10 protein-coding genes are annotated in these 11,934 nt (G+C 69.1%); 5 read left to right on the top strand and 5 right to left on the bottom strand.

The genetic code is table 11. From position 1 onward, the window contains the following. Window positions 1-96: 96 nt before the first annotated feature. The 5 genes from ndk to P3F85_RS08105 form a co-directional block, all read right to left on the bottom strand. Entirely contained in the window at window positions 97-519 is a 423-nt protein-coding gene (ndk, locus tag P3F85_RS08085; RefSeq protein WP_374010722.1) for a nucleoside-diphosphate kinase, read from the bottom strand. Beyond that, window positions 516-947, bottom strand: coding sequence for a DUF4233 domain-containing protein (locus P3F85_RS08090; protein WP_374010723.1), 432 nt, complete (start codon window positions 945-947; stop codon window positions 516-518). The genes ndk and P3F85_RS08090 overlap by 4 nt, the downstream gene beginning before the upstream one ends. Then, window positions 944-2,311 (bottom strand): folylpolyglutamate synthase/dihydrofolate synthase family protein, encoded by a 1,368-nt coding sequence (locus P3F85_RS08095; protein WP_374010724.1) that lies wholly within the window; start codon window positions 2,309-2,311, stop codon window positions 944-946. Before P3F85_RS08095 ends, P3F85_RS08090 begins: the two co-directional genes overlap by 4 nt. Further along, window positions 2,308-5,661, bottom strand: a complete 3,354-nt coding sequence (ileS, locus tag P3F85_RS08100; RefSeq protein ID WP_374010725.1) for an isoleucine--tRNA ligase — start codon at window positions 5,659-5,661, stop codon at window positions 2,308-2,310. The genes P3F85_RS08095 and ileS overlap by 4 nt, the downstream gene beginning before the upstream one ends. A gap of 263 nt (window positions 5,662-5,924) precedes the next feature. Then, window positions 5,925-6,488: a TetR/AcrR family transcriptional regulator gene (locus P3F85_RS08105; protein WP_374010726.1), complete on the bottom strand. Its 564-nt coding sequence runs from the start codon at window positions 6,486-6,488 to the stop codon at window positions 5,925-5,927. 129 nt (window positions 6,489-6,617) lie between these two features. Here P3F85_RS08105 and P3F85_RS08110 point away from each other — a divergent pair, with 129 nt between their 5' ends. The 5 genes from P3F85_RS08110 to P3F85_RS08130 all read left to right on the top strand — a co-directional run bounded on the left by P3F85_RS08110 (window position 6,618) and on the right by P3F85_RS08130 (window position 11,905). Continuing rightward, entirely contained in the window at window positions 6,618-7,940 is a 1,323-nt protein-coding gene (locus tag P3F85_RS08110; protein ID WP_374010727.1) for an MFS transporter, read from the top strand. A gap of 81 nt (window positions 7,941-8,021) precedes the next feature. Next, window positions 8,022-10,640 (top strand): valine--tRNA ligase, encoded by a 2,619-nt coding sequence (valS, locus tag P3F85_RS08115; protein ID WP_374010728.1) that lies wholly within the window; start codon window positions 8,022-8,024, stop codon window positions 10,638-10,640. Continuing rightward, window positions 10,637-11,083: an N-acetyltransferase family protein gene (locus P3F85_RS08120; protein ID WP_374010729.1), complete on the top strand. Its 447-nt coding sequence runs from the start codon at window positions 10,637-10,639 to the stop codon at window positions 11,081-11,083. Before valS ends, P3F85_RS08120 begins: the two co-directional genes overlap by 4 nt. A gap of 70 nt (window positions 11,084-11,153) precedes the next feature. After that, a complete protein-coding gene (locus tag P3F85_RS08125; RefSeq protein ID WP_374010730.1) occupies window positions 11,154-11,633 on the top strand; it encodes an N-acetyltransferase family protein in 480 nt (159 codons plus the stop codon). Then, complete coding sequence (locus P3F85_RS08130; protein ID WP_374010731.1) at window positions 11,633-11,905, top strand: hypothetical protein; 273 nt, start codon at window positions 11,633-11,635, stop codon at window positions 11,903-11,905. Before P3F85_RS08125 ends, P3F85_RS08130 begins: the two co-directional genes overlap by 1 nt. Window positions 11,906-11,934: the final 29 nt, after the last annotated feature.

An 11,934-nucleotide genomic window follows, 5' to 3' on the forward strand; every position in this document is an offset into this window, starting at 1 on the left:
CGCCTTCCCCTCACCCCCGCACGATTTGCGCCAAATAGCGGTTATCTCCGCGGCTTGACCGACATTTGGCACAAATCGTGCGCGCGAGGGTGAGGGTCAGGCGAACCAGAGGGCGAGTTCGCGCTGCGCCGACTCGGGTGAGTCGGAGCCGTGGACGAGGTTCTGCTGCACCTTGAGTCCCCAGTCGCGGGCCAGGTCGCCGCGGATCGTGCCGGGAGCGGCGGTCGTCGGGTCGGTCGTGCCCGCGAGCGAGCGGAAGCCCTCGATGACGCGGTTGCCGGCGAGGCGGATCGCGACGATCGGGCCCGACTCCATGAACTCCACCAGAGGCTCGTAGAACGGCTTCCCCTCGTGCTCGGCGTAGTGCTGCGCGAGGAGCTCGCGGTCGGCCTGCAGCATCCGGAGGTCGACGAGCGAGTAGCCCTTCGCCTCGATTCGGCGCAGGATCTCGCCGGTCAGGTTGCGTGCGACGCCATCCGGCTTGACGAGGACGAGGGTCTCTTCGACGCCACTGGTCATGGGTTCTCCGTTCCGTTGTCGGCCGCACGGGCGGCCGCCTGATTGTTTCGGTCGATGCGTGCAGCGGCGATCATGCAGTACGCCCACATGGCGGTGAAGATCGCGCCGACGATGAAGAAGGCGGGGACGAGGATGCCGGCGGCGACGACGATCACCTGCACGATCCATCCGAGGACGACGCCGACGGTGTTGCGCAGCAGCCCGATCGCGACGATCATCAGCGCGATCAGCGCCGCTCCCCCGCCGAGCGCGAGCCACGCCGGCAGGGAGTGGAGCCCGAAGAGCACGAGGGCCCCGAGGAAGACGACGAGCAGCTCGAAGCCGAGGACGATGGAGCCGAGCAGCTCGCGGAGGGAGCGCTGACGGCGCGGCCTGCCCGCCCGCTCCGGTCCGTCGGCATCCTCCCCGGCCGCGGGAGCATCGGTCACGATGCCGCCTGCTTCCACTCCTGCTCGTCGGCGTAAGCGATCGCCTGCCCGACCAGCACGATGCTGCCGGCGACGACGACCGCACGGCGGGCCGCTTCACCCGCCCAGTCCCGGGCGGCCTCCAGCGCGTCGATGGCGTCGGTGTACACGATGGTCGCCTCGTCGCCGACTTCCTCGCGCACGAGATCGCCCAGGTCCTCCGGGTCGCGCGCTCGCTCCGAGTCCGGCCGCGTGACGAAGAACTGCGTCGCCACGGGAGCGAGCGCCCGGATGACGCCGCGCGCATCCTTGTCGCCCAGGATGCCGACCACGAACGTGATCTCGTCGAAGTCGAAGTAGCTCTGCAGTGCGTCGGTCAGCGTCTGTGCGCCCGCCGGGTTGTGTGCGGCGTCGACGAGGATGCTCGGCTCGATGCCGATCAGCTGCAGTCGCCCGGGCGAGGTCACCGTGGCGAACCCCTCCTCCACCAGCTCCGGCTTGAGCGGCTGCGTGCCGCGACCGAGGAACGTCTCGACCGCAGCGACCGCGACCGCGGCGTTCTGCGCCTGGTGGTCGCCGTACAGCGGAAGGAACACGTCCTCGTAGGTCGCCGCCCTGCCACGCACGGTGACGAGCTGACCGCCCACGGCGACGCGTGTCGCCGCGACGCCGAAGTCGCGCGGCTGCTCGGCGAAGGTCGACTCGGTGAGTTCCGCCGCCTCCCGCAGCACGCGGTCGGCCTCGGGAGTCTGCGCCGACGAGACGACGTCGGCCGACGGCTTGATGATGCCGGATTTGGTGCGAGCGATCTGCTCGACCGTGTCGCCGAGGGCTTTGGTGTGGTCGAGCGCGATCGGGGTGAACACCGCGACCTGCCCGTCGCCGACGTTGGTCGAGTCCCATTCGCCGCCCATGCCGACCTCGATCACCGCGACATCCACCGGGGCGTCCGCGAATGCGGCGAACGCGAGCGCGGTCAGTGCCTCGAAGAAGGTCAGGGGCGCCTTGCCGGCCTCCATCAGCTCGGAGTCGACGATGTCGAGGTACGGGCTGATGTCGTCCCAGTTGCGCACGAGGGCCTCGTCGCTGATCGGCTCGCCGTCGATCACGATGCGCTCGTTGAAGCGCACCAGGTGCGGGCTGGTCATGAGCCCGGTGCGCAGGCCGTAGGCGCGCAACAGGCTCTCCGCGATCCGGCTCGTCGACGTCTTCCCGTTGGTGCCGGTGATGTGGATGATCGGGTAGGCCCGCTGGGGGTCGCCCAGCAGCTCCACGGCCCGCCGGGTCGCGTCGAGGCGGCGCTCGGGAGCGCCCTCGCCGACGCGGGCGAGCAACGCCTGATAGACCTCGTCCGCCTGCTCGCGGTACTCGTTCTCGTCGGTCACGACGCCTCCTCTGCCTTGGTCACGCCGACCGTGAACGCCCCGGCGTTGGCGAACTCACCGGCGCGGAACTCCTTGCTGAAGCCGGCCGCCTCGAGCTGCGACGCTTCGTGGATCATCACCTCGACGGCCAGCGCCAGCGTCTCGGAGGCGATGTCGACGCCCGTCGCGAGGTGGATCGCCCGCGCGTCGTCCTCGTGCGAGAACCCGAGGTCGAGACGGATGCGATCGCTCACATCCAGCCCGGCCGCCTTGCGGGTGTCCTGGACGGCACGGATGATGTCGCGCGCCAGCCCCTCCGCCTCGAGCTCCGGAGTGGTCGCCGTGTCGAGCAGCACGAAGCCGCCTCCGGCCAGCAGCGCCAGCGCCGAGGTGCCGTCGCCGCCACCTGCCGTCTCGAGCACGAGGTCGTACTCGCCCTCCGAAAGCTCGATCCCGCCGACGGTGACGACGCCGTCCGCCTCCACCCAGTCGCCGGCACGAGCGGCCTGGATGACCTGCTGCACCTGCTTGCCGAGCCGGGGACCCGCTGCGCGCGCGTTGACGGTCAGACGGCTGGTGATGCCGTAGCTGGCGGCGCTGTCGTCGTGCAGTTCGACGAGCTCCACCGCTTTGACGTTCAGCTCGTCGCGCAGGATGCCCTCGAACGGACGCAGTGCCTCCGCGTTATGCGCGACCACGGTGAGCGAGGCCAGCGGCAGCCGGACACGGCGTCCCGCCTGCTTCCGCAGCGAGAGCGCGGTCGAGCTGATCGCGCGGATGCGGTCCATCGCATCCACCAGCGCCTCGTCGGCCGGGAACTCGTCGGCTGCCGGCCAGTCCGTGAGGTGCACGGAGCGGCCGCCGGTGAGGTCCTTCCAGATCCGCTCGCTGACCAGGGGAAGAAGCGGTGCGGCCACGCGGGTGAGGGTCTCGAGCACCGTGTAGAGGGTGTCGAAGGCCTCCGTTCCGTTGCCGGACTCGTCCACGCCCTCCCAGAACCGGTCGCGCGACCGGCGCACGTACCAGTTCGTGAGCACGTCGGCGAAGTCGCGGAGCTTGGCCGCGGCGAGAGTCGAATCCAGGCCGTCCAGGTCGGCCGTGACAGCCTCCACCAGATCGCGGGTCTTCGCGAGCAGGTAGCGGTCGAGCACGTCGTTGGACGCGGTGGAGCGCTTCGCCTCGTAGCCGCTCGCGTTGGCGTACAGCGAGAAGAAGTACCACGTGTTCCACAGCGGCAGCAGCACCTGACGGACGCCCTCGCGGATCCCCTCCTCGGTGACGACCAGGTTGCCGCCGCGCAGCACCGGGCTCGACATCAGGAACCAGCGCATCGCATCCGACCCGTCGCGGTCGAAGACCTCGTTCACGTCCGGGTAGTTGCGCAACGACTTCGACATCTTCTGCCCGTCGCTGCCGAGCACGATGCCGTGGCTGATGACGTTCCTGAATGCCGGCCGGTCGAAGAGAGCCGTCGCGAGGGTGTGCAGCAGGTAGAACCAGCCGCGGGTCTGCCCGATGTACTCGACGATGAAGTCGGCCGGGTTGTGCGTGTCGAACCAGTCGCGGTTCTCGAAGGGATAGTGCACCTGCGCGAACGGCATCGAACCGGAGTCGAACCACACATCGAGGACGTCCGGGATGCGACGCATGGTCGACCGCCCGGTGGGGTCGTCGGGATTCGGACGCGTCAGCTCATCGATGAAGGGACGGTGCAGGTCCGGCTCCCCCGCCGCGTTCAGCGGAAGGCGCCCGAAGTCGGCCTCCAGCTCCGCGAGCGAGCCGTACACGTCGATGCGCGGGTAGAGCGGGTCGTCGCTCTTCCACACCGGGATCGGGGAGCCGAAGTAGCGGTTGCGCGACACCGACCAGTCACGGGCGCCCGCCAGCCACTTGCCGAACTGGCCGTCCTTGACGTTCTCGGGAACCCAGGTGATCTCCTGGTTCAGCTCGCCCATCCGGTCGCGGAAGTCAGTCACCCGCACGAACCAGCTGGACACCGCTTTGTAGATCAGCGGATTGCGGCAGCGCCAGCAGTGCGGGTACGAGTGCTCGTAGCTCGCCTGGCGCAGCAGCCGGCCGTTCTCCTTGAGCAGCCGGGTGAGCGGCTTGTTGGCGTCGAAGACCTGGAGGCCCACCACATCCGGAACATCGGGGAGGAACCGGCCGCCGTCGTCCACCGAGATGATGACCGGGATGCCGGCCTTCTCGGTGACGCGCTGGTCGTCCTCGCCGTAGGCGGGGGCCTGGTGGACGATGCCCGTGCCGTCCTCGACGGTGACGTAGTCGTCGACCAGGATGCGCCATGCGTTCTGGGTGCCCCACTTCTCGGCGTCGGCGTAGTAGTCCCAGAGGCGGTCGTACTCCACATCGGCGAGCTCGGAGCCGCGCACGGTTCCGGTGATCGCGGCGACGGCGTCGGCGGGCGTCTCGTAGCCGAGGTCCTTCGCGTAGTTGCCGACGAGATCCTTCGCGAGCAGGTAGCGGCCGCTGAGCACCCCCTGGTCGGGGTCGCCGTGCGAGTCGGCGGCTCCGTTCGGGCCGGACGGCAGCACCGCGTACTCGATGTCGGGCCCGACGGCGAGAGCGAAGTTGGTCGGCAGCGTCCAGGGCGTGGTCGTCCAGGCGAGCGCGCGCACGCCGGTGAGTCCGAGCACCTCCGCCTTCTCGCCGACCAGCGGGAAGGTGACGGTCACCGTCTGGTCCTGCCGCATCTTGTAGACGTCGTCGTCCATCCGCAGCTCGTGGTTGGAGAGCGGTGTCTGGTCGCGCCAGCAGTACGGGAGCACGCGGTAGCCCTCGTAGGCGAGGCCCTTCTCGTGCAGCTGCTTGAACGCCCAGATGACGGACTCCATGTAGCTGGTGTCGAGCGTCTTGTAGTCGTTGTCGAAGTCGACCCAGCGCGCCTGGCGGGTGACGTACTCGCGCCACTCGCGGGTGTACCGCAGCACCGAGTCCTTCGCCGCCTGGTTGAATGCGGCGAGCCCCATCTCCTCGATCTGGCTCTTGTCGGTGATGCCGAGCTGCCGCTCGGCCTCGAGCTCGGCGGGCAGACCGTGGGTGTCCCAGCCGAAGCGGCGCTCGACCTTCTTGCCGCGCATGGTCTGGAAGCGCGGGAAGACGTCCTTGGCGTAGCCGGTCAGCAGGTGGCCGTAGTGCGGCAGTCCGTTGGCGAACGGCGGGCCGTCGTAGAAGACCCACTCCTCGGCGCCGTCGCGGTTGTCGACGGAGGCGCGGAAGGTGCCGTCCTGGTCCCAGAACTTCAGGACCTCGGTCTCGATCTCCGGGAAGACCGGGCTGGGGCTGACGTCGGGGCGCTGGTCGCGGCCCTGCTCGGGCTCATTCGAATCCGGCGCGGACTTCGGGTACGGCATCTCTCTCCTGGCAGTTTTCACGTGCTGCACGAGGACGCCGGACGCTCGCACGCCCGTCGCGGTACCACCCCGCTTGCCCGCTCCGCCGTCGTCGCCGGGGAAGGCCTCTCATCGTTCGGCTGTGACGGGCCGGACCCGTTCGGTTCTACTGAGCGCGCTGCTGCTGATGCACTGCGCTGTTCTTCCGAAGACTCACCGGTGATGGCCGGATCACTGTCTGTGCATCCATTCTACGTGGTTCCGGAGGGATGTGCTCGGCCCCGTCAGTCGCGGGCGAGGACGGAGGCGAAGCCGGCGCAGACGGGAGCGACCGCGGTACGGACGAGCGGGGTGAGCGGCCCGCGGCCGACGCCCGCCCGCGCCCAGGCCGCGGCGGCCGAGACGGCCGCGCCGACGACCGCCGTGGCGGCGGCGCGCGGCAGGAGGGCGTCGGGCGACAGGCCGGCACGGTCCGCGATGAACGCCTGCAGCCTGCGCACGAGAGCGAGGAACCGCGGGAGGGCCGAGGCCTGCAGTTCGGCATCGGTCCCCATCAGCTCGACCTGGGTGACGGCGAGCGGGAGCCGGTCGGGGCCGAAGGCATCGGCGAGCCGGGTGACCGCGACGAGCACCGCATCCATCGGGGGGAGCTCGCGCGGGACGGCGGCGACGGTCGCGTCGAAGTCGGTGAGCGCCTCATCCACTTCGAGCCAGAGCAGGTCGCTCTTGGAGCCGAAGTAGTTGAAGAAAGTGGCCCGGCCGACCCCGGCACGGCGGGCGATGTCGTCGACGGTGGTGCCGGTGTAGGTCTGCTCGAGGAAGAGCTCCGCTGCCGCTTCCGCGATCATCCCGCGCGAGGAGGAACGCGGCCGGCCCGAGCCGGAAGAACGGGTGGAATGCGGCGGCGCCATCCGGTGTTCTCCCCTCGTGCCATTATTGGACCCGGTCCACATATTAATCCGTTCCGAAGGACACCAGTGACTACCACCGCCAGCCCCGTCCGCAGCGAGACCGACCGCCCGGGCATCACCCCGGGCACCGCACGACGCGTCACCATCGCGTCGTTCGTCGGCACCGCGCTCGAGTCGTACGACTTCTACCTGTACGCGTACTTCGCCGCCTTCTTCGTCGGCCCGCTGTTCTTCGCGCCGCTCGGGGCGTTCGGCGGCGCACTCGCCGGGTTCTTGGCCATCGCGGCCGGATTCGTGATCCGGCCGATCGGCGCCATCGTCTTCGGCAACCTGGGCGACCGGATCGGACGCCGGCCCACCCTCCTCCTCACCATGCTGATCATGGGACTCAGCACGGGTCTCGTCGGCGTGCTGCCGACGTATGCGGCGGCCGGATGGTTCGGCGCGGTCGCGATCGTGCTGCTGCGTCTCGTGCAGGGCTTCTCCGTGGGCGGCGAGTGGGGCGGAGCGATCGCGCTCGCCACCGAGTACTCCAACCCGAAGCGTCGCGGCTTCTACGCCGCGCTCCCCCAGCTGGGCTCGCCGGTGGGCTCCATCCTGAGCGCAGCGGTCTTCATCGTGCTGACGCTGACCATGTCGTCGGCCGACATCGCCGCCTGGGGCTGGCGCATCCCATTCCTGACTGCGTTCCCGCTGCTGCTCGTCTCCCTCTACCTCCGCTGGTCGATCGACGAGACGCCTGTCTTCCGCAGGCTGCTCGAGACCGGCACCCGCGACCGCTTCCCGGTGCTCGACGTCTTCCGCAAGGCACCGGCCGGCTTCCTCATCGGCATCGGCGCGGCCATCCTGGGCATCGGGTCGTACTCGCTGATGAACACGTACATGGTGGACTACGGCACCGCCGTGCTGGGCTTCAAGTACCAGGACCTGCTCGTCGCGACCACGATCGGAGGCCTCCTGCAGCTGGTCACCATCCCCTTGTTCGGGCTCTGGGCGAACCGGATCGGGTCGGCACGCGTGGTCGCGATCGGGGCGATCGGGACGCTGCTGGTCGCGTTCCCGATGTACTTCGTGCTGCAGTCGGCCACCTTCGGCGTCCTCGTCGCGAGCATGATCATCGGCGGCATCCTGCCCACCCTGTCCTGGGCGGGACTCGGCGGGCTGATGTCCGACCTGTTCCCGAGCGAGGTGCGCTACAGCGGACTGTCGGTCGCCTACAGCATCGCCGCCCTGCTGACGTCGTTCGTGCCGGCGCTGACCCTGGTCTACGGCAAGGCCACCGGCAACGCGTGGTGGCACCCCGGCGTCGTGCTCGCCGTGATGTCGGCCATCACCCTGGTCGCCGCCCTGTTCGCGGCACGGCGCAAGCCCTTCGTCGACGAGGTCTGAGCGCTTTCGGTACGCTTGAGGGGATCCCACACTCAGGCACCCCGACGACACGGTGCCGCATATAGCGAACCGGAGGCCCCCATGAGCGCGCAGAATGTGCCAGACAACGTGCCGGCAAAGCCCGCACTGGAGGGCCTCGAGGAGAAGTGGGGCGGCCGCTGGCAGGCCGACGGAACCTTCCGGTTCGACCGCCAGGCCGCCCTCTCCGCGGGTCGCGACGGCGTCTACTCCATCGACACGCCGCCGCCGACCGCGTCGGGGTCGCTGCACATCGGTCACGTCTTCAGCTACACCCACACGGATGTGATCGCCCGGTTCCACCGCATGCGCGGGCAGAACGTGTTCTACCCGATGGGCTGGGACGACAACGGCCTGCCCACCGAGCGCCGCGTCCAGAACTACTACGGTGTGCGCTGCGACCCGTCGCTCCCCTATGACGCCGACTTCACGCCGCCGTTCGAGGGCGGAGACAACAAGAGCACGAAGGCCGCCGACCAGAAGCCCATCTCGCGCCGCAACTTCATCGAGCTCTGCGAGCGGCTGACCGAGGAGGACGAGAAGCAGTTCGAGGCGCTCTGGCGCTCTCTCGGGCTGTCCGTGGACTGGTCGCAGACCTACCGCACCATCGGCCGGGAGTCGATCCACACCTCGCAGCTGGCGTTCCTCCGCAACATCCAGCGCGGCGAGGCGTACCAGGCGCTGGCGCCGACGCTGTGGGACATCACCTTCCGCACCGCGGTCGCACAGGCCGAGCTGGAGGACCGGGAGCAGCCGAGCGCGTATCACCGCGTTGCGTTCCACGGCGCAGACGGCCCCCTCTACATCGAGACGACCCGGCCGGAGCTGCTGCCGGCGTGCGTGGCCCTGGTCGCACATCCTGACGACGAGCGTTATCAGCCCCTGTTCGGCACCACGGTGCGCACCCCGCTGTTCGACGTCGAGGTGCCCGTCGTGGCGCACCACCTCGCGCAGCCGGACAAGGGATCGGGCATCGCCATGATCTGTACGTTCGGCGACATCACCGACGTGACCTGGTGGAGGGAGCTCGACCTCCCAAACCGCGCCATCATCGGCTTCGACGGGCGCATCCTTCCTGACCCGCCCGCGGCGATCACATCCGAGGCCGGTCGCGAGGCCTACGCCCAGCTCGCCGGCAAGACCGTGTTCTCGGCCAAGCAGACGGTCGTCGACCTGCTGCGCGAGGCCGGAGACCTCGACGGCGAGCCGAAGCCCATCCAGCACCCGGTCAAGTTCTTCGAGAAGGGCGACCGGCCGCTCGAGATCGTGTCCACCCGCCAGTGGTACGTCAAGAACGGCGCACGGGACGAGCAGTTGCGTCAGCGGCTCATCGAGCTCGGCCGCGAGATCGACTGGCACCCCGAGTTCATGCGCGTGCGCTATGAGAACTGGGTGAACGGGCTCACCGGCGACTGGCTGATCTCGCGCCAGCGGTTCTTCGGCGTCCCGATCCCGGTGTGGTACCCGCTCGACGCGGACGGCAACCCGGTGTTCGACGAGCCGATCCTCCCGACCGAGGACCTCCTGCCGGTCGACCCCTCGTCGGACGCGGCGCCGGGCTATACCGAGGCGCAGCGCGGCCAGGCCGGCGGCTTCGTCGGCGAGCACGACGTGATGGACACGTGGATGACCTCCTCCCTCACCCCGCAGCTCGCGGGCGGCTGGATGCGGGACGACGAGCTCTTCGACGCCGTCTTCCCGTACGACCTGCGGCCGCAGGGTCAGGACATCATCCGCACCTGGCTCTTCTCCACTCTGCTGCGCGCGAAGCTCGAGGCCGACGTCGCCCCGTGGCGGCACGCCGCTCTCTCCGGCTTCATCGTCGACCCCGACCGCAAGAAGATGTCGAAGTCGAAGGGCAACGTCGTGACGCCTGCCGACATCCTGGAGCGCCACGGCTCGGACGCGGTGCGCTACTGGGCGGCCTCCAGCCGGCTCGGCACCGACGCATCCTTCGATCCGCAGAACCCGACGCAGATCAAGATCGGCCGACGGCTCGCGATCAAGCTGCTGAACGCTGCGAAGTTCATCCTCGGATTCGATGCGCCCACGTCGCTCGACCTCGCCCAGGTGACCAGCCCGCTCGACCGGAGCATGCTGCAGAACCTGGCCGCCGTCGTCGCCGATGCGACCGCATCCCTCGACAACTACGACCACGCCCGGGCGCTGGAGATCACCGAGACGTTCTTCTGGACGTTCTGCGACGACTACCTGGAACTGGTGAAGGAGCGCGCCTACGGCGAGGACTCGGCGGAGAAGACGTCCGCCATCGTCGCCCTGCGCGTCGCGCTCACGGCGTTCCTCCGGCTCTTCGCGCCCGTGCTGCCCTTCGCTGCGGAGGAGGCGTGGAGCTGGTACCAGGAGGGATCCGTGCACCGTGCCGCCTGGCCCGAGGCAGGCGAGATCGCCGAGGACTGGAGTTCCGACCGCGACGTGCTCGCCATCGTCGGACGCGCCCTGACGGGCATCCGCGGAGCGAAGACGGCCGCCAAGGCGTCGCAGCGCACCCTCGTCGACTCGGCCGTCATCGCCGGACCCGCGTCCGAGATCGCCGCCGTCGAGGCCGCCGCCGGCGACCTCCGCTCGGTGGGCAGAATCGCCGACCTGCGGTTCGCCTCCGCCGATGAGCTGGCGGTCACCGATATCCTGCTCGCCGCGACCCCGAGCGAGGAGGAACGATGACCACGAACGTTCGACGCGTCCGAGACAACGAGTTCTTCACCTGGCTCGACCTGTACGCAGGCTACGGCGAGTTCTACGAGAGCCCGATGACCGACGAGAAGGCGCTGCTGGTCTGGAGCTGGATCTCGGACCCGGACAATGAGCTGGAAGCGTACTTCGCGGTGGATGAGGACGACACCCCCATCGGGCTGGCCCACGTGCGCGAGTTCGTGCGTCCCCTCGACGGCAGCAGGGGTCTCTACCTGGACGACCTGTTCGTCACTCCGGATGCGCGCGGTGCGGGAGCGGGCTCCGCCCTGCTCGAATCGCTGCGCGAGTCCGCCCGGGAACGGGGCCTCTCCGTCGTGCGCTGGGTCACCGCGAAAGACAATGAGAATGCGCGCCGTCTCTACGAGAGGTTCGCTCAGAAGACCAAGTGGGTCACCTACGATCTCGTCCCCTGAACAGGTCCGCGATATGGTCGGGATACGCACCGACGTCACAGCCCGGTGCGCACTGCGAACGGAGGAATCCATGTCGATCGAGGTTCGACCGGTCAAGGACGGCGATTTCTTCGCCTGGCTCGATGTGTACGCCAAGTACGCCGAGTTCTACGACACCGAGCTGACCGACCAGAAGGCGCTCCTGCTGTGGTCGTGGCTCACCGCCCCGGACCACGAGGAGAACGGCTACGTGGCGGTGGATGACGACCGCATCGTCGGGCTCGCGCACGTGCGCGAGTTCCCGCGGCCGCTCGAGGGCGACCGCGGGCTGTTCCTGGACGACCTGTTCGTCGTCGAGGACGAGCGCGGCAGCGGAGTCGGCGGCCAGCTCATCGCGTTCGTCCGCGGCCTCGCGGAAGAGCGAGGACTCGGCGTGGTCCAGTGGATCACCGCGCACGACAACGCCACCGCCCAGAAGCTCTACGACACCGTCGGGGAACGCACCGCGTGGGTCACCTACGAGATCGATCTGGCCAAGGCGAAGGCCCAGACCGAGGCGGGACGCGCCTGATGCAGCTCGGGACGCGCTGGTCCGTCGGCGACAAGCCGCCGGCCTCCCTGCCCGAGGTCGTCGCGTATGCGGTGCAGACCGTCGAGGAGGAGCTCGTCGCCACCGACGTCGAGACCAGCGGCTGGAACTGGACGCTGACCTGGCTCGAGGCGAAGCCTGTCGTCACGCTCGACGACGGCACCGAGATCCACTACAACCCCTCCGAGGACTCGGCGACGATCTCGCAGCTGGTCGAGGCGGACGCGTCGGACTACGACGAGGACGAGGCCTAGGCCTAGGCCTCAGAGCCCTGCGGCGTCCG

The sequence above is a fragment of the Leifsonia sp. T36S-04 genome, assembly GCF_042465655.1.
Taxonomy (GTDB): Bacteria; Actinomycetota; Actinomycetes; order Actinomycetales; family Microbacteriaceae; genus Leifsonia.

Bases quoted from the DNA above. Each gene is read 5' to 3' on its own strand.
- P3F85_RS08120 (WP_374010729.1), top strand. From the start codon at position 10,637: ATGACCACGAACGTTCGACGCGTCCGAGACAACGAGTTCTTCACCTGG.
- valS (WP_374010728.1), top strand. From the start codon at position 8,022: ATGAGCGCGCAGAATGTGCCAGACAACGTGCCGGCAAAGCCCGCACTG.
- P3F85_RS08125 (WP_374010730.1), top strand. From the start codon at position 11,154: ATGTCGATCGAGGTTCGACCGGTCAAGGACGGCGATTTCTTCGCCTGG.
- P3F85_RS08105 (WP_374010726.1), bottom strand. From the start codon at position 6,488: ATGATCGCGGAAGCGGCAGCGGAGCTCTTCCTCGAGCAGACCTACACC.
- P3F85_RS08130 (WP_374010731.1), top strand. From the start codon at position 11,633: ATGCAGCTCGGGACGCGCTGGTCCGTCGGCGACAAGCCGCCGGCCTCC.
- ndk (WP_374010722.1), bottom strand. From the start codon at position 519: ATGACCAGTGGCGTCGAAGAGACCCTCGTCCTCGTCAAGCCGGATGGC.
- ileS (WP_374010725.1), bottom strand. From the start codon at position 5,661: ATGCCGTACCCGAAGTCCGCGCCGGATTCGAATGAGCCCGAGCAGGGC.